Origin of the sequence: Nocardia sp. CA-128927, from assembly GCF_050955855.1 — a bacterium.
Classification (GTDB): Bacteria; Actinomycetota; Actinomycetes; order Mycobacteriales; family Mycobacteriaceae; genus Nocardia.
Genome location: NZ_CP192087.1, coordinates 9,589,546 through 9,610,064, shown reverse-complemented (window position 1 = coordinate 9,610,064; position 20,519 = coordinate 9,589,546). Strand labels below are relative to the sequence as shown.

Below are 20,519 nucleotides of genomic sequence, written 5' to 3'. Positions count from 1 at the left end.
CGGCACGCTGCTCATGGCCTTCGAGGCGCAGGTGCGCCGGACGCCGGACGCGATCGCGGTCATCGAGGGTGACCGTGCGCTGACGTACGCGGAACTGGCAGCGGACGTCAATCGGCTGGCGCGGGTGCTGATCGGCGCGGGCGTCGGGCCGGAAGCGCTGGTCGTGCTCGGTATGCGCCGCTCTGTCGAGTTGGTGGTCGCGGTCTACGCCGTATTGACGGCAGGCGGTGCGTATGTGCCGGTCGATCCGGATCAGCCAGCCGCACGGATCGAGCATGTTGTCGCTTCGGCCCGTCCGGTTTGTGTGTTGACCAGATCCGCCGACGGGTGGGCGAGCGGAATCGTCGGCCTGCACGATGACGGAGCGGCGCGCGGCCGGAACCATATCGCGGTCGATGCTCTCGATTACTCCGCATATTCGAGCGCGCCGGTGACGGATGCGGATCGGCTTGCACCGCTGCGGTCTGCGAACACCGCCTATGTCATCTTCACATCCGGGTCGACTGGGCGGCCGAAAGGTGTGGCGGTACAGCACTCTTCGGCGGTAAACCAGATCACCTGGATCGCGGGCGAGTACGGCATCGGACCGAGCGACGTTGTGCTGTTCAAGACACCCGCGACGTTCGATGTGTCGGTGTGGGAGCTGTTCGCGCCGCTGGCCAGAGGTGCTCGTGTGGTCGTGGCCGAGCACGACGGGCATCGGGACAGTGCGTATCTCGCGGATGCCATTGCCGACCACGGGGTCACGATGACGTCCTTCGTGCCGTCGATGCTGACCGTGTTCGCCGCTGCGGTCTCGGCCACTGCCCTGGCCACGATGCGGACCGTGTTCGTTGCCGGTGAAGCGATGACGGGCGAGGCAGCTGCTGCGTTCGCCGAGGTCAGCCGAGCGAAACTGTACAACCTGTACGGCCCGACGGAATTCACGGTGCATGCCACCCACGCGCCAGTCGACCCCGCCGTGCGCGGCCCGGTGCCGATCGGTGGGCCTGTGCTCGGCAGCCACGCGCTGGTGCTCGACGCCCGCCTGCGTCCGGTGCCGGACAACGTGGTCGGTGAGTTGTACCTGTCCGGTGTCCAGGTCGCGCGCGGCTACCACGGGCGCGCCGGCCTGAGTTCCGAACGGTTCGTGGCGAATCCGTACGGGCCGTCCGGTGCGCGCATGTATCGCACCGGAGACCTGGTGCAGCGCAATCGGGCCGGTGCGCTGGAGTACCTGGGGCGCAGTGACTTCCAGGTGAAGCTGCGTGGACAACGGATCGAGCTGGGGGACATCGAGGCCGCGCTGCTCGCGTTGGCTGAGGTGCGTGCCGCTGCGGTCCGCGTATTCGCGCACCGGGCAGGCGAATTGCTTGTTGCCTATGTGGTGATGGCCACGCAACACCAAGACGGTGCGCTGGAGCTCGAGGCACGGTTGCGGGCAGTGTTGCCGTCATACATGGTGCCGACCGCGTATGTGTCGCTCGCGGCGATGCCATTGAGTGGTTCAGGCAAGTTGGATCGTCGAGCACTACCGGATCCGGTGATTGCTGCCAAGGCATTTCGAGAGCCGGTCACTGCTGCTGAGCGGGTTGTCGCCGAGATCTTCGGGCAGGTGCTCGGTGCCGATCGGGTGGGGTTGGACGACGACTTCTTCGCCCTCGGTGGGAATTCGTTGGTGGCCACGCAGATTGCGGCGCGGATCGCCCGAGCTCTCGGTGTCGATGTGCCGGTCCGGGCGCTCTTCGAGTTCCCGACCGTTGGACCGCTTGCCGCACACCTGGCTGCTTCTGGCACCGGAAGGATGCGGCAAGAGCTGACGGCATCACCGCGTCCGGAGCGTGTTCCGTTGTCGTATGCGCAGCAGCGGATGTGGTTCCTGCATCAGTTCGCCGCGGACTCGGTGGCGAACAATCTGGTCGCCGCGATTCGGCTGCGGGGCGTGCTCGAGTACGCGGTGCTGGCTGCCGCGGTCTCCGATGTGTTCGCAAGGCACGAAACGCTGCGCACCAGTTATCCCGCATCCGATGGCATTCCGCGCCAACAGGTGTTGGACGAAGTAGCTGTTGTCCTCGAGCCGGAGCAGGTCGACCGGACCCAGCTCGACGAACGACTGGCTTCCGCTGCGGTGGCACCGTTCCAGGTGGATCGTGAGCCGCCGGTTCGACTCACGTTGCTGCGCACAGGTCCCGACGAGCACGTGCTGGTCGTCGCGATACATCACCTCAATGCCGACGGCTGGTCCATCGCGGTACTGACCCGGGATCTCATGCGGGCCTACGCCGCTCGCCGTGCCGGTGGGGAACCGGACTGGGTACCGCTGCCGGTGCAATACGCCGACTACACACTGTGGCAGCGCGAAACGTTAGGTTCCGAGGACGATCCGGAGTCTCCACTGGCCGAGCAGATCCGGTACTGGTCGACCACGCTCGACGGATTGCCGGACGTGTTGACCTTGCCTGCCGACCGACCACGTCCTGCGACGGCTTCGGGTCGTGGTGCCCGCCATGCCTTCACGATCGATGCTGCCACGCACCGGCGACTGCGTGAGCTAGCCGATGCGGCAAACGCCTCGCTGTTCATGGTGGTACATGCGGCGTTCTCGACCCTGTTGACGAAACTCTCTGGGCAGCACGACATTGCGATCGGTACACCAGTGGCCGGACGCGGTGCGCGTGCACTGGACGACCTCGTCGGCATGTTCGTCAACACCCTCGTGTTGCGGGCCGAGGTGCGGCCGGAGTTGTCGTTCACCGCTCTACTGGCGGCCGTCCGCGACGGTGATCTCGCGGCATTTGCCCACGCCGATGTTCCGTTCGAGCGGCTGGTGGAGGTGTTGCGGCCGCAACGATCTGCGGCGCGGCACCCGCTGTTCCAGGTCATGCTCGACTTCCAGAACACCGCGCAGGCATCGATTGAGCTGGCCGGTCTCGAGGTATCGCGGATCGAGATCAGCACGAATACAGCGAAGTTCGATCTCCAGCTGACCTTGGCGGAAGGTGCCTCCGGCACCGGTGGTCTCGCCGCGGTCTTCGAGTATGCGACCGACCTGTTCGACGTGGCGACGATCGAGGTATTCGCGACCCGGCTGCAACTGGTGTTCGACGCGGTCGTGGCGGACCCGATGGTAGCGGTGGGCGATATCGACCTGCTGACCGCTGGCGAGCGGACGCTGCTGAGCACCTGGAACGACAACGCGTATGTGGTGGATGAGTCGGCGACGCTGGTGTCGATGTTCGAGGCGCAGGTGGGTCGGACGCCTGATGCGGTCGCGGTGACGTTCGAGGGGACGAGTCTGGCCCACCCGTCGCCCGACCACCACCCCTCATCGAGTCGCTACGCGACGCTGACGTATGCCGAGTTCTCGGCCAGGGTGAATCGTCTTGCGCGCCACCTCATCGCGATGGGCGTTGGCCCGGATTCGACGGTGGCGCTGGGCATGCGGCGGTCGATAGATCTGGTTGTCGGCACGTACGCGGTCAGTGTCGCTGGTGGTGCGTACGTGCCGTTGGATCCGGATCACCCGGCCGATCGCACCCGCTACGTGCTCGAATCGGCGCGCCCGGTGTGCGTACTGACGACAGCGCGGGACGTGTTCGATACGGAGGCCGTTGCCGTCGAGATCGACAGTCTCGACTTGTCGAGCTACTCGGATGCACCGGTGACCGACGCGGATCGTCTTGCGCCGCTGCATCCGTCGAACATCGCCTATGTCATCTTCACCTCTGGCTCAACCGGTCGGCCGAAGGGTGTCGCGGTCGCACACGCCGCGATCGTCAATCGCCTCACCTGGATGCAGGCCGAGTACGGCCTGGAGGCCACCGATGTGGTGTTGCAGAAGACTCCGGCCACCTTCGACGTGTCGGTGTGGGAGTTCTTCTGGCCCTTGCAGATCGGCGCGCGCCTGGTTGTCGCGAGACCTGATGGACACCGCGATCCGTCCTACCTTGCGGAAGTCATCAGCACCGAGCGAGTGACGGTGGCTCATTTCGTGCCGTCGATGCTTGCAGTGTTCGTCGCTGATACGGCGACTCAGTGTGATTCGCTGCGTTTGGTTTTCGCCTCGGGTGAGGCGTTGCCGCCCAAGCCTGCCCATCGTCTGCGTGAGCTGACCGGTGCGGCGCTGCACAACCTGTACGGTCCGACCGAGGCTGCGGTCGACGTGACCTTCCATGAGGTCGCTGATACTGACGTAGACACGGTGCCGATCGGCGCTCCGGTGTTCAACACTCAGGTCTACGTGCTGGATTCGCGCTTGCGTCCGGTGCCGGTGGGTGTCGCGGGTGAGCTGTATCTGGCAGGCACGCAGCTGGCTCGTGGATACGTTGGCCGACGGGATCTCACGAGCGACCGCTTCGTAGCGAACCCCTTTGCCACCGGCGAGCGGATGTACCGCACCGGCGACCTCGTTACCTGGACGATGCTCGGCGAGCTGGAGTACTTGGGCCGCACCGACTTCCAGGTGAAGCTGCGCGGGCAGCGGATCGAGCTCGGTGAGATCGAGACCGCGCTCACCGCGCTGGACGAGGTCGCCCAAGCGGTCGTGGTGTTGCGCGCTGACAGTCCGGCGGGGGAGCAACTGGTCGCGTACGTCGTCACCGCAACCGGTGCCGCTATCTATCTCGACGCGGTGAAAGCCGATCTCGCCCGCCGTCTACCCGCGTACATGGTGCCCTCGACGTTCGTGCCGCTGGAAGAGCTACCGGTCAACGCCTCCGGCAAGCTGGACCGTAAAGCATTGCCGATACCGGCATTCGAGGCCGCGAAGTTCCGCGCACCGGTCACACCGGTGCAGCAGATCGTCGCGAGCATCTACGCTGACCTCCTCGGCGCGGAGCAGGTCGGCCTGGACGACGACTTCTTCGCCCTCGGCGGCAACTCGCTGATCGCCACCCAGGTGGTGGCCCGCCTCGGCGCTGCCGTCGACGCGCACCTACCCGTGCGCGCGCTGTTCGATGCGCCGACGGTCGCGGCACTGGCCGACCATGCCGAAGCCCAGCGCGGCATCGGTGGCCGCGCGGCGCTGGAACCACGCCCTCGTCCGGCGCGGATCCCGCTCTCGCCCGCCCAGCAGCGCATGTGGTTCCGCAACCGCTTCCTGGTGGACGAGCAGACCGGTCCGGGCGACGCCGTCGACAACATTCCTGTCGCGCTCCGACTGACCGGTTGCCTCGATACCGCCGCATTGGCGGCCGCGCTCGCCGACGTAGTGCAACGGCACGAGACGTTGCGAACCAGCTATCCGGACGGCCCCGACGGCCCTGAGCAAGTGATAGTCGAAGCAGCGCAAGCTGTTCCGAATCTCCACATCGAGCGGGTCCCCGAAGATGAGGTGGCCGAGCGACTCACCGCGCTCGCCGCGACCACCTTCGACCTCACGCACGAAACCCCGGTGCGGGCAGCGCTGTTCGCGCTCTCCGATGACGAGCACGTTCTCGCACTGGTGCTGCACCACATCTCAGCAGACGGTTTCTCGTTGGCGCCCTTGGCCAGTGACCTGATGACCGCCTACTCGGCCCGCCGGGCTGGCACGGCACCGACGTGGGACGCACTGCCGGTGCAGTACGCCGACTACACCCTGTGGCAGGCCGATTTCGCGCACACGGACCGTCAGCTCGAATTCTGGCGGCAGGCTCTCGGTGGCCTACCGGAGCAACTCGACCTCCCCGCCGACCGACCACGACCGGCAGTGGCCTCTCATCGTGGCGCAACGCATCGACTGCGGATCGACTCCGACTTGCACAGCGAGCTAGGCGAATTGGCCCGCAAGCGCGAGACCACACTCTTCAGCACCGTGCACGCCGCACTCGCGGTCTTGCTGGCCAGGCTCTCCGGCAGCACGGACATCGCGATCGGCACCCCGGTAGCCGGTCGCGGTGTCGCCGCGCTCGACCAGCTCGTCGGCATGTTCGTCAACACCCTCGTGCTGCGCACCCGGATCGACTCCAGGGACCGGTTCGAGACCGTGCTGGATGCCGTACGCGACCAGGACATCGACGCGCTGTCGCAAGCGGATGTCCCGTTCGAGCGCCTCGTCGAACTGCTCGCCCCCGCACGGTCACAGAGCCGCCACCCCCTGTTCCAAGTAGCGCTGACCTTCCAGAACTTCACGCTGCCCCGATTCGAGATGGCCGGTTTGCGCGGAAAGCCCGTCGAATTCGACGCGGCCGCCGCCAAGTTCGATCTGCAGTTCACAGTGGTCGAGGCCATCGATCAGGACGGTCGCGCCGACGGCATGGACATCGAGATCACCTATGCCATAGACCTTTTCGATCCGGACACCATCTCGGTACTCGGCCGTCGATTCACCCAGGTGCTGGCCGCGATCGCGGCCGACCCGACCGTGGTGCTCGGCGACATCCAGTTGCTCAGCGCTGAAGAACAGCATCGGGCGCTCTACGAATGGGCAAGCACCGGAACGGATGAGGCTGCCGCAACCGGCACTCTCGCCGATCGGTTCGCACAGGCCGCCGCGCTGGACCCGACCGCGACCGCGGTTCGCGCAGGCGGCCGCACGCTGACCTACGCAGAGCTCGACGAGTGGTCCAACCGCCTGGCCCGCCGTCTCATTGCCGCAGGCGTCGGTCCGGAAACGTTGGTGGCGGTGGCGCTGCCACGGTCGGCGGAGCTGGTCGTCGCGCTGCTCGCGGTGGTCAAGGCGGGTGCTGGATACCTCCCGATCGATCCGAACCATCCCACCGATCGGATCGAGTACATCCTGGATGACGCCCGCCCGACCTGCGCGGTCACCAGTGCCGCAACGGAATTGGTCGCCGGCTGGTTCGGCGGACCGGTGATCGACATCGACGTGGCGCGGTCGACCATCACCGACGGCTCGCCGGTGACCGATGCCGATCGGCGTGCACCACTGCACCCGGCGCAGGTGGCCTATGTCATCTATACCTCCGGTTCGACCGGGAGGCCCAAAGGCGTTGTCGTCCCGCATCGCAACGTGCTGCGCCTGCTCGACAACACCCAGCGGCAATTCGGCTTCGGCCCGTCGGATGTGTGGACGATGTTCCACTCCTACGCCTTCGACTTCTCCGTGTGGGAACTGTGGGGGGCGCTGCTGCACGGCGGCACCCTCGTCGTGGTCGACTACTACACCTCCCGCTCACCCCAGCAGTTCCGTGAACTGCTGATCGCCGAGCGGATCACGGTGCTCAACCAGACGCCCTCGGCGTTCTATCAACTGATCGCCGCCGAGCTCGCGGCCGAGAACATCGGCGAATTCGCTTTGCGGCACGTCATTTTCGGCGGTGAGGCACTGGAGCCGCAGCGTCTCACCGGGTGGTTCGGCCGCCATCCCGACGGGTCGCGCCTGGTGAACATGTACGGCATCACCGAGACCACGGTGCACGTGTCGTATCGGTCCATCGACGCGGACCCCGGATCGGCGAGCGTAATCGGCGGCGCCATAGCGGGATTGGCGGTTCGGGTGCTCGATGATCGGTTGCGTCCGGTGCCGGTCGGGGTGCCCGGCGAGATCTATGTATCCGGCGGGCAACTCGCGCGCGGCTACCTCGGTCGCCCCGCGTTGACCGCGAGCCGGTTCATTGCCGACCCTTACGCCCAGAACGGTGCACCGGCCTACCGATCCGGCGATCTCGCCCGCTGGACCGTCGACGGCGACCTGGAGTACCTCGGCCGCGCCGATCAGCAGGTGAACCTGCGCGGCTTCCGCATCGAACTCGGCGAGATCGAAGCCGCACTGCTGGACCATCCCGCGATCCGCGAGGTGGCGGTTGTCGTCCGCGCCGATCTGGTCGACGAACCGCGCATAGTCGCCTACTCGGTGGCTGACGAGGACCTCGACGTCGCAGGACTGCGGCAGGCACTCGGGCATCGGCTACCGGAGCATATGGTGCCTGCCGCGATCGTCCCGGTGGACCGAATCCCTCTGACCGTCAACGGAAAGCTCGATCGCGCGGCATTGCCCGCACCCACCTTCGAGTCGAAGGTCTATCGCCGACCCGCCACGATGGCCGAGCAGGTCGTCGCCGCGGTCTTCGCCGAGGTGCTGGGGTCGGCGGCATCGGTGGGCGCGGACGACGACTTCTTCGCCCTCGGCGGCAGCTCCCTGCTGGCGGCCAAGGCTGTCGCGCGAATCGGCGCAGCCATGGACCGAACCGTCGGTGTCCGCACCTTGTTCGAAGCCCCGCGCGTCGCCGATCTCGCGGCACTCGTGAGCGCCACCGCGGCGGGCAATGCACGTCCCGCACTGGTCGCGGGTGCCCGCCCGGACGGAATCCCGCTGTCACCCGCGCAGCAGCGTATGTGGTTCCTGAACCGGTTCGATCGAAACTCGGTCGCCTACAACATCCCCCTGGCACTGCGTCTGTCCGGTCATTTGGACGTCGCCGCTTTGCAGGCCGCGGTCGGCGACGTGATCGGCAGGCACGAATCCCTGCGCACACGCTATCCCGAGCTCGATGGCACGCCGGTGCAGGTGATCCTGCCTGCGGCCGAGGCGGTTCCGTCGCTGTGTCCCGTCGACGTGTGCGAACCCGAACTGCCGCAGCGAATCCGCGAACTTGCCGACACCACATTCGACGTGACCACTGAAGTGCCGGTGCGAATGCGTTTGTTCCGCGTCGGCGACCTCTCCCGCAGCGATGACGGAACGGACGCAGGCGAGTTCGTGCTCGCCGCCGTCCTGCACCACATTGCCGCTGACGGATCGTCGGTCGCGCCGTTCGTCCGCGATCTGATGGTTGCGTACACGGCACGATTGACCGGGTGCGCGCCCGGTTGGGCGCCGATCGCGGTCCAGTACGCGGACTACGCGCTCTGGCAGCGCGCGCTGCTCGGAGCGGAGCACGAAGCCGAATCTGTTGCTGCACAGCAGCTCCAGTTCTGGACCGGGACGTTGACCGGACTGCCCGACCAGTTGACGTTGCCGACCGATCATCCGCGCCCGGCCAACCAGAGCCTTCGCGGCAAGAGGGTGCGGTTCGCGGTGGACGCGCAACTGCATGCGGATCTCGTGGCGCTCGGCAGGAAGCACGGCGCGACGCTGTTCATGGTGGTGCACGCGGCATTCGCGGCCTTGCTCGCGCGCTTGTCCGGCACCGACGATATCGCGGTCGGAACGCCGATCGCGGGGCGTGGGGCGGCCGAGCTCGACGACGTCATCGGAATGTTCGTCAACACACTGATATTGCGGGCCGACGTGCAGGGCGACGAGCCGTTCGAATCGTTACTCCAGCGTGTGCGAGCGGTGGATGTCGCGGCGTTCTCGCACGCGGACGTGCCGTTCGAGCGACTGGTCGAAGTGCTGAACCCGACCCGGTCGACGGCACGGCATCCCCTGTTCCAGGTCGGCTATTCGTTCCAGAACCACGATCGCGGCACTCTCCGACTACCCGGCCTCGAGGTGTACGAGATCGAATTCGACAGCGCGGTCGCACAATTCGACCTGCATCTCTTCGCCGCCGATCAATACGGACTCGACGGAACACCCGAGGGTCTCGACCTGACCCTCGGCTACGCGACGGACTTGTTCGAGGCCGAGACCGCAGAGCGGATCGCCGCTCAACTGCGACGCCTGCTCGAATCGGTAGTGGTCCAGCCTGATGTCGTTGTGGGTAACATCGATGTGCTCGGTGCCGAACGGGATCAACTACTGCGCCAGTGGAACTCCACCGCACATCCGGTCGAGTCGATGACGCTGGCGGACCTGTTCAATGCACAGGTCGCGCGGACGCCGCAGGCGGTTGCCTTGATCGATGCCGCAACCGAGCGCGAGCTCACCTATGCGGACTTCGATGCACGGGTAAATCGGTTGGCGCGCAGGTTGATCGCGTGCGGCGTCGGTCCCGAGACGACGACCCTGCTCGCGATGCGGCGTTCGATCGACCTGGTTGTCGCCATGTTCGCCGTGATTCGTGCGGGTGGAGCCTACGTTCCTATCGACCCCGATCATCCCGTGGATCGCATTGTCTACACCGTAGATACGGCGGCGCCGGTGGTGATCCTGACGACGTCTCGCGATGGCATGCCGATCGAAACATCGCTGCCCGCCCTGGAAGTCGACCGGCTCGATCTCTCCGACATGGCGGCGACAGCCATCGACGACGCGGCGCGAATCCGCCCGCTGCGCCCCGACCATCCGGCGTACGTGATCTTCACCTCCGGCTCGACCGGCCTGCCCAAGGGCGTCACCATCCCGCACTCGGCGATCGTGAACCAACTCGCCTGGCTGCGCGCCTATTTCGCACTCGGATCGGACGATCGCGTCCTGCTGAAGACCCCGGCCACGTTCGACCTGTCCGTCTGGGAGTTCTGGTCTCCGCTGGTGACCGGCGGCCGCCTGGTCATCACCGAGCCAGGCACCGAACGAGATCCGGATCGGTTACGCGCCCTCATCGAACGCCACGGCGGCACCGTGCTGCACGCGGTGCCCTCGCTGATCGGCATGCTGCTGTCGGCCGCACCCGACGCCCCGCTACCAGCTTCCCTGCGCCGGGTACTCGCGATCGGGGAAGCCTTGCCACCGGCGACCGCTATCGAGTTCCGACGCCACACCTCGGCGCAGCTGTTCAATCTCTACGGCCCCACCGAGGCCGCGGTGTCGATCACGGCCTTCGAGGTGGACGCCGATCCCGCACACACGGTGTCGATCGGCTCACCAGTCTGGAACAGTCGGGTCTATGTGCTCGACTCGCGGCTACAGCCGGTCGCGGTGGGCGTTCCGGGCGAGCTGTATTTGGCGGGTGCGCAATTGGCCCGTGGCTACCAGCGCCGACCCGGCCGGACCGCGGATCGGTTCGTGGCCGACCCGTACACGAACGGTCGGATGTACCGGACCGGCGACATCGTCCGCTGGCGATCAGACGGCACGCTCGAGTACCTGGAGCGGGCGGACTTCCAGGTGCAGCTCGGCGGATTCCGGATCGAGCTCGGCGAGGTGGAGGCCGTGCTGCGGCGACAGCCGGGGGTACGCGCGGCTGTCGCGGTGGTCATGGAGAACGAACGATCCGGTGCCCGGCTGATCGCGTACACCGCTGTGCCCGATCAGGATTCGCTTAGGAGCGCGGAACTCGCAGCCAACTTGCGAAGCGCTCTGGCAACCGAACTGCCGACGTACATGGTTCCTGCCGCGGTCGTCGTGCTGAAGGAGTTGCCGCTCAACGCGAATGGCAAGGTCGATCGTGCACGGCTGCCCGAACCTGTGTTCACCGAGGCGGTCTTCCGCGCTCCCACGACGGAGCTGGAGAAGGTGGTCGCGGCGACCTTCGCCGACGTGATCGGCACCGAGACAGCGGGTCTCGACGATCACTTCTTCGCCATGGGCGGCAATTCGCTGATGGCCACCCGCCTGGCAGCGAGACTGAGTGCGGCATTGAGCATCCAGGTGCCGGTGTCCGCGGTATTCGAGGAACCCACTGTCGGCGGGCTCGCCGAGCACCTCGCGGCCGTGGACGGCACCGACGCGCGACCCGTACTGTTGCGGCGGACCGACTCCGGGCCAGCGAAGTTGTCGCCTGCGCAGCAACGGATGTGGGTGGTCAACCGGCTGGCGCCGAATTCCGCGGCCTACAACATCCCGATGGCGCTGCGGCTCAGCGGCGCACTGGACGTACCCGCGCTGACAGCGGCGATCCAGGACATCCTCGCCCGGCACGATGCGCTCCGTACCCGGTATCCGGACACCGCGGACGGGCCGGTGCAAGAGGTGGTCTCGGTCTCGGAGCTGTCCTTCGATCTCACGCCGAGGGCCGTTTCGCAGGCGGACATCGCGGGGCGCATCACCGAATTCGTCTCTGCCGCCTTCGATATCACGGCGGCGCCACCGGTGCGGGCGGCGCTCTTCGCGATCAGCACCGCCGAACACGTGCTCGTCGTTGTGCTGCACCACATCAGCGCCGACGGGTACTCGGTGGCACCCATGACCCGGGATCTGGTGCGCGCCTACATCGCCCGATCGACGGGTCGGGAAGCCAACTGGGCACCGCTGGATGTCCAGTACGCGGACTACAGCACCTGGCAGCGAGACCTACTCGGCTCGGAGGCCGATCCGACCAGCGTGGCCTCTCGCCAACTCGCATATTGGACAAGGGAACTGGCCGGTGCTCCCGAACTGCTCCCAGTGCCGACCGACCGAGACCCGCCCGCCGCGACATGCGCGGAGCGAACGTCGAATTCGATATCGACGCCGAACTCACCGTCCGGTTGGACGAACTCGCCCGCGAACACAACACGACGCTGTTCACCGTGATCCACGCCGCATTCGCGGTGCTGCTCGCCAAACTGGCCGGAACGAACGACATCACCATCGGTGCCCCGGTCGCCGGACGCGGGGCACGCGAACTCGACGACCTGATCGGGATGTTCGTCAATACGGTGGTACTGCGCACCGAGGTCGATCCGCGCGCCGGGTTCCGCGACCTGCTGCGCCAAGCACACGAACGGGACCTGGCCGCGCTCTCGCACGCGGATGTCCCGTTCGAGCAGGTGGTCGATGCAGTCGGCCGCTCCAGGTCCAGTTCCTACCCGCCACTGTTCCAGGTGCTCTTCACCTTCCAGAACCTGCCCGGCACCACCGTCGCGCTACCCGGGCTCGACGTCGAGGCCCTCGATCTCGGCCTCGACGAGGCGAAGTTCGATCTTCAGCTCACGGCTGTCGAACGGTTCGGTAGCAACGGCGCTCGGACCGGTCTGAGCATGCGGTTCGGCTACGCGACAGACATTTTCGAGGCCGCGACTGTTGGCTCCTTCGCCGCACGGTTGCTCCGGGTATTGACCGCGGTGGCCACCGACCCAGAGAGCGCGATCCGCTCGATCGACATCCGCTCAGTGCGGGAACGACAACCACAGGCAGCTCCTGCAGACCTGCCCGCACTCATCGCCGCCGCGGCTCGCCGCGCACCGAATTCCATCGCGTTCACCCACGGCGATCGGGCGATCTCCTATCGCGAGCTCGACGCGAAGCTCACGACGGTCGCCAGGGCCATGGGCGCCGCGGCGAAACCCGAAGCCCTGATCAATGTCTCGCTCGCCGGGCTGGTGCCCGGCATCCTCGCCGGCCTCGGCGGTAGTGGTCTCGCGGCGCTGCTGCGGACCCTGCTGGCCGGCTCGGCGTCGGTGCTCGACTCGGAAGGAAACAGCTGATGTCCCATGAAGATTCGGTCGTACCCGGTGGACTCGGCGCCAGATCAGGGCTCGATGGTGCTGCGGCACTGCGTCGCGCCTACGGAGTCGACGACCTACCCGGCCTGATCGAGACCGTCGCCCAACTGGACCCGCAACGAGTCGCGCTGCGCCACGACGACGTGACCATCACCTACGCGGCGCTTGCCACCGAATTGGCGGCATTGGCCGAAGCCATGGGCGATGGTCTCGGCCCGGAGGCATTGGTGCCGGTGGTGGTGTCGGGTCAGCTTCCCGCACTGCTGGAATCGGCCGATGGGGCGCTGGGTGCGGTGCTGACGGGACTGCTGGACGATGCGCTCGCCGCGGCGGGACGTGTGCTGCCCGCGGACCTCGCTCCCGTCGAGACGCTGGTCAGCGAATTCGAGAAGCAGGTGCGGCTGACCCCGGACGCGGTGGCGCTCGAGTATGCGGGCAACACCCTTACGTACGCCGAGTTCGATGGCAGGGCGAATGCGCTTGCCTACCGGCTGATCACACTGGGTGTGCGCCCAGATGCCTTGGTGGGGCTGGCTGTTCGCCGTTCATTCGATCTGCTGATCGGCATGTACGCGATCCTGAAGGTGGGCGGTGCGTATGTGCCGATCGATCCCGATCACCCTGCCGAGCGCATCGCCTATGTGCTCGAGGTCGCGCGCCCGGTCCTGGTGCTCACCACGACGCGTGACCAGCCGGATCTCGGCGAGGTGCGCGCGCTCCGCATGGACGAATTCCGCGGCGCCGTAACCGAATCGCCGACGACCGATCAGTCCTTGCCGCGGCTGTACGCGGACAACACCGCGTACGTGATCTTCACCTCTGGTTCGACCGGCCGACCCAAGGGTGCCGCCGTATCGCATCGCGCGATCCTGGCCAATCTGCGCTGGCGGCAGCGGCTGTATCGGCTGCGGGCGGACGACGTCGTGCTGCAGAAGACGCCGTTCACCTTCGATGTCTCGGTGTGGGAGTTCTTCTGGCCGTTGCAAGTCGGCGCCCGGCTGGTCATCGCGGCGCCGGATGGGCATCGCGATCCCGGGTATCTGGCGGAGGTCATCGCCGAAAGCAGGGTCACCGTCGCGCATTTCGTGCCGTCGATGCTCGCGGTGTTCGCCGACGAACCGCAGGCACCGGCCGCGGTGGACTCGCTGCGCTTGGTCTTCGCTTCTGGCGAGGCACTTCCGGCCGCGACCGCCGCGGCGTTCCGCAACATCAGCGGGGCGACGCTGCACAACCTGTACGGGCCCACCGAGGCCGCGGTAGACGTGACCGCGCACGAGGTGACGGCCGCCGATGTGCCGAGCGTGCCGATCGGGGCAGCCGCGGACGACACCGATCTGCTGGTGCTGGACGACAATCTGCGCCCGGTGCCTACCGGCGTGGTCGGTGAGCTCTACCTCGCGGGCGTGCAGCTGGCGCGGGGGTACATCGCCCGCCCCGGTCTGACGGCGGAGAGGTTCGTCGCAAGCCCGGACGGACCGGCGGGTGAGCGGATCTACCGCACCGGCGATCTGGTGCGCTGGGTGCCCGACACCGGCGGCGGACCGGACGAACTGGAGTACCTCGGCCGCATCGACTTCCAGGTGAAGCTGCGCGGACTGCGGATCGAGCTGGGGGAAGTCGAGGCGGCACTGGTGCGGCACCCTGGGGTGACCCAGGCGGCGGTCACACTGCACCGACACCGGAGCGGTGATCATCTGGTCGGCTACGTCGTGGGCAGCGGCACGATTGATCCGGTTGCGGTGTTGACGTCGGTGCGGCGTGAGCTACCCGAGTACATGGTGCCGTCGCTGATCGTGGTGCTGGACGCGATGCCGTTGAACGTCAACGGCAAACTGGATCGTCGCGCCCTGCCGGAGCCCGATTTCGGTTCCGGCGCAACCGCATACCGCGCACCGGAGACTGTCGCCGAGTTGACGATCGCCGAGATCTTCGCCGGGTTGCTCGGCATCGACCGGGTCGGCGCCGACGACGATTTCTTTGCGCTGGGCGGGAATTCGCTCATCGCGACCAGAGCCATCGCCCGCATCTCGACCGCGCTCGGCGTCACGATCGACGTTCGAGACTTCTTCGACTGCCCAACAGTGGGTGCGATCGCTGCCTTGTCGCTGCACGGCATGGACCGCCCACCGTTGGTGGCCGGGCAGCGGCCTGAGCACATTCCGCTGTCGCCGCCGCAGCGACGCATGTGGTTCCTCAACCGATTCGGCACCGACGCGGAATCAGGTCGCGAATTCGACACCGCCGCAGTGGACAACATTCCGGTGGCCCTGCGACTCCGCGGTGAGCTCGATGTGCCGGCTCTCTCCGCAGCGATCACGGATCTCGTTGCGCGACATGAAGTCCTACGTACCGTCTACCCGCAGACGTTGGCGGGTCCCGCGCAGTTGATCCGCCGGGTACACGCGGTGTTCGACCTGACGCCGTCCGTGGTGCCGGAGCACAAGCTCGCGGCCGCAGTCCTGATGGTCGCCGCCCAGGGCTTCGATGTCGCCGAGGAGATTCCAGTCAGGGTTCGCCTGTTGCGCTGCGGGCCAACGGATCACACGCTGGTGCTCGTCGTGCATCACATCGCCGCCGACGGTGTCTCGCTCGGTCCGCTGGTGCGTGACCTCGGCACCGCGTACGCCGCCCGGCGCGGCGGGCGTGCGCCCGGCTGGTCTCCGCTGGCTGTGCAGTACGCGGATTACGCGCTCTGGCAGCAGCGGGTGCTCGGCGACGAGGCCGATCCCGACTCGTCCGCCGCCCGCCAGCTGGCGTTCTGGCGTGCCGAATTGGCCGAACTGCCCGCACAGTTGGATCTGCCCGTCGACCGGCCGAGACCGGCACGGGCCTCCTATCGCGGCGCCACCCACGAGTTCCGCATCGACGCCGCGCTGCGCACCGCGATCGACGAGGTCGCCGCCCGGTGCCACGCAACGCCGTTCATGGTCCTGCACGCCGCACTGGCCGCGCTGCTGGCCCGGCTGTCGGGCACGACCGACATCGCGATCGGCACACCGGTGGCGGGCCGCGGCGATGCGGCGCTGGACGACCTGGTCGGCATGTTCGTGAACACGCTCGTGCTGCGCACCGAGATCCATGGCGCGGCCACCTTCGCCGAGCTGATCGGCCACGCCCGCGAACGTGACCTGCGTGCCTTCGCGCACGCGGACATCCCGTTCGAGCGCCTCGTGGAGGTGCTGAATCCGGCACGATCCCAGGCCAGACATCCGCTGTTCCAGGTGGCGCTGTTCATGCAGAACCTGGGACTGGTCACCCCGGCGCTGCCTGATCTTGCCACCGATCTGGTCGATTTCGATCCCGGCTTCGCGAAGTTCGACCTACAGCTGACCGTTTCGGATGCCGATACGGAATACCGCGCTGAATTCACCTACGCGACAGATCTGTTCGACGCGGCGACGGTGCGTGAGTTCGCAGCCAAGTTCGTCCGGTTGTTACGTGCCGCGGTAGCCGAACCGCAGACGCCTGTCGGCGACATCACGCTGCTCGACGCGGGTGAACTCGACTACGTCACCGCGAGCTGGAATGCCAGCGGCCACAAGGTCGCCGACCGGTTCCTACACGAAGGATTCGACAACCAGGTCCGCCGCACCCCGAATGCCGTTGCCCTGGCGACCGATTCGCTGCGGCTGACTTACGCCGAGCTCTCCGATCAGGCCAACCGCATGGCCAGAATGCTCATCGACGCCGGTGTCGGCCCGGAATCCCTCGTCGTGCTGGCGATGCCGCGTTCGATCGAACTGGTCGTTGCCATGTACGCGGTCGCGCGAGCGGGTGGCGCTTACGTGCCGGTGGATCCCTCGCATCCGGCCGAGCGGATCGGGCACATTCTCGATACCGCCCGACCACATTCCATACTCACCACCCGAGCCGCCGGATTCACGCTTCCCGCAACGGTTAGCGTGCGCCACGTCGATGAGATCGATCTATCGGTGTACTCGGCCGCCAAGATCGGCGACCGCGAGCGGCGCGCTCTGTTGCATCCGGAACACCCTGCCTACGTCATCTTCACGTCCGGCTCGACCGGCAAGCCCAAGGGTGTGTCGGTCAGTCATCGCGCCATCGCCAACCAGCTGGCGTGGATGCATGCCGAATACCGCCTGCGCACCGGCGATGTCTACTTACAGAAGACGGCGACCACCTTCGACGTGTCTGTCTGGGGCTACTTCCTGCCGCTGCGCGCGGGTGCGACGCTGCTGCTCGCCGCGCCGGATGGGCACCGCGATCCGCGCTATCTAGCGGAAACCATTGCCCGCCAAGGTGTCACGCTCACCGACTTCGTGCCGTCCATGCTGTCTGTCTTCGCCGTGCATGCCACGCCCGGCGAACTCGATTCTCTCCGTGACGTCTTCGTCATCGGTGAGGCGCTCTCGCCGGAGACGGTGGCCGCGTTCCAGGCGGTGAGCGATGCCGGGTTGCACAACCTGTACGGGCCCACCGAAGCAGCCGTGTCGATCACGTCCCACGAGGTGACCACCGAGGACACAGCGGTCGTGCCGATCGGTGAGCCGGAGTGGAATTCCCAGGTGTATGTGCTGGACGCACGCCTGCGGTCGGTCGCGATCGGGGTGCCGGGGGAGCTGTACCTGGCCGGAAACCAGCTGGCCCGTGGCTATCACGGCCGAGTCGACCTCACCGCCGATCGCTTCATCGCGAATCCGTTCGGGATGAGCGGCGAACGCATGTACCGCACCGGCGATCTGGTGCGGTGGAGTCAGGACGGTGAACTGGTCTATCTGGGCCGCACGGACTTTCAGGTCAAGTTCCGTGGCCAGCGCATCGAACTCGCCGAGATCGAGACGGCGCTGCTGGCGGCGCCCGACGTGAGCCGAGCGGTGGCGCGACTCGTCACCGGTGCATCCGGGGACTACCTGGCGGGCTATGTGGTTCGGACACCAGGGGCCGAGCTTGATACTGCCGCCCTCAAAGTCACTTTGGCACAGCGTCTTCCCGCCTATATGGTGCCGACCGCGCTCGTGGAGCTCAGTGAGTTCCCGCTCGGTAGCAGCGGCAAGCTGGACCGTGCGGCGCTGCCGATTCCGGTGCTCGGGGTCGAGCAGTTCCGGGCTCCGGTTGACGCTGCGCAACGCTTGATCGCCTCGGTATTCACCGAGGTGCTCCGAGTCGACCGGGTCGGCCTGGACGACGACTTCTTCGCGCTCGGCGGAAGTTCGCTGGATGCCACCCAGGTGACCGCCCGGGTGGGCGAGGCCATCGGCGTTCGAGTTCCCTTGCGCGCCTTGTTCGAATCTGCTACCGTGGCAGGCTTTGCCGCCGCAGTGGATGCATTGAGCACTGCGGGGGAGCCCCGGGCGGCGTTGACGCGACGGACTCGGCCTGAGCGAGTGCCGCTGTCGCCCGCGCAGCAACGGCTGTGGTTCCTCAACCGCTTGGAGACCCAGGACGGGTCGTCCAGCGTCTACAACTTGCCGGTCGTGCTCCGGCTCACCGGGCGCCTCGATGTCGCCGCGCTGGAGCTCGCCGTGCTGGACGTGCTGGTCAGGCATGAGTCGCTGCGCACCCTGTATCCGGATACCGAAACCGGGCCCTACCAACTGATCCTGGACGGCGGGGACATCGGTCTAAGTCTCAACCCGGTTCCGGTCGAGCGGTCCCAAGTGGCCTCGGCCGTCGCGGCGATCACGCGGGCGGGATTCGATGTCACGACCGAACTGCCCTCGCGCGTGGCGCTTTTGCTGGTAGACCGAGTCGACGACGCACGCGGTGTCACCGGCGACGAGTACGTGCTCGTGTTCGCCGTCCACCACATCGCTGCCGACGCTTTGTCCATGCCGCCGCTGGTCACCGATCTGGTTCGGGCCTATCTCGCCCGGCTCATCGGCCAAGCACCGGACTGGACGGACCTGCCCGTGCAGTACGCGGATTACAGCCTGTGGCAACGGGAATTGCTCGGCTCGGCGGACGTCCCGGGTGATCCGGCCTACCAGCAGCTGCGATTCTGGCGCGACGTCCTCGACGGCGCTCCGGCACAGACCACCTTGCCGACCGACCGGCCACGACCGGCGGTGCCGTCGAAACATGGTGCGGAAGTGGATTTCATGGTGGATGCAGCGGTGGTCACCGGCCTGCGTGCCATCGCGCAACGCAGCGGCGCGACCTTGTTCATGGTGCTGCACGCCGCGTTCGCGGCCACGCTGGCGCGACTGAGCGGCAGCGACGACATCGTGATCGGCTCACCCATCGGCGGCCGCGGTGAACGCGAACTCGACGCGCTCATCGGCATGTTCGTCAATACGCTCGTGCTTCGGACACCGGTCGCCGCGGATTCTTCGTTCGGCGAGCTCGTCCGACAGGTACGTGATGCCGATCTGGCCGCGTTCGCCAACGCCGACCTGCCTTTCGAGCGGTTGGTCGACGCCATGGCCGTCGATCGAAGCGCCGGTGCGCATCCGCTGTTCCAGGTGATGCTCAGCTTCGGTGAGACACAGCCTGTTCTCCGCACCGGTGCCATCGAGGTGCCCTGGCTTTCGATCGAGCCGGTCGAGATCGAGGACGGCGGAGCCAAATTCGACCTGCACCTGGTGGTGAACGAAGGGCAAGACGGCGCGGGTCTGACAAGCAGCCTGCGCTACGCCACCGATCTCTTCGACGCGGCGACCATCGAATCATTCGTCGCCCGTTTCCTCCGGTTGCTCACTGCCGCGGCGGCGGATTCGGAGCAGCAGGTCGGCGATATCGAGCTGCTCGCCGAGACCGAACGTGAGCTCGTTCTGCGCGGATGGAACGACACCGCGCATCCGCTGGCCGAGACACACACGCTCGCTTCGCTATTCGCCGAGCAGGCGACTCGGACGCCCGATGCCACTGCCCTGACCTTCGAGGGGACGAGTCTGTCCTATGCCGAATTCGCGGGCCAGGTGAATCGATTGGCGCGCTGGCTCGTCGCACAAGGCGTCGGCCCGGATTCGGTTGTCGCGCTAGGTATGCGGCGGTCTATCGATCTGGTGGTCGGCATGTATGCGGTCATCACCGCGGGCGGTGGTTACCTGCCGCTGGATCCGGGCCATCCAGCCGAGCGCACCGCGCATATCCTCGACACCGCCGCACCGATCTGTGTGCTCACCTCAGGCGGCGATCTGAATTACGCTGTCGCGCAGCAGCGTATCGACCGGCTCGACCTGTCCGGCTACTCGGACGCGTCGCTGACCGACGCCGATCGAGGGGCTCCGCTGTATCCCGCGAATATCGCGTACGTCCTGTTCACCTCCGGCTCGACCGGACGGCCGAAGGGCGTGGCGATGAGTCACGCGGGCATCGTCAATCGGCTGCGGTGGATGCAGTCGGCGTATGTCGCGCTCGGTGCCGAGGACGTGCTGTTGCAGAAGACACCGGCCACCTTCGACGTGTCGGTGCCGGAGTTCTTCTGGCCGTTGCAGGTCGGCGCGCGG

General features: G+C 66.8%; 1 protein-coding gene and 2 pseudogenes (1 of these 3 running past the window's edge). All 3 read left to right on the top strand.

Annotation, left to right across the window (positions count from 1 at the left end):
- Positions 1 to 13: 13 nt before the first annotated feature.
- Positions 14 to 7,855: pseudogene (locus ACQPW1_RS44425) on the top strand (amino acid adenylation domain-containing protein); the annotation flags it as partial.
- Positions 7,841 to 13,092 (top strand): annotated as a pseudogene (locus ACQPW1_RS44420) (amino acid adenylation domain-containing protein). The pseudogenes ACQPW1_RS44425 and ACQPW1_RS44420, both read left to right, overlap by 15 nt.
- Positions 13,092 to 20,519: the beginning of a non-ribosomal peptide synthase/polyketide synthase gene (locus ACQPW1_RS44415; RefSeq protein WP_433659587.1), read on the top strand. The gene runs 17,823 nt beyond the window's last position; only the first 7,428 of its 25,251 coding nucleotides appear in the window; the start codon lies at positions 13,092 to 13,094; its stop codon lies beyond the right edge, outside the window. Before ACQPW1_RS44420 ends, ACQPW1_RS44415 begins: the two are co-directional and overlap by 1 nt.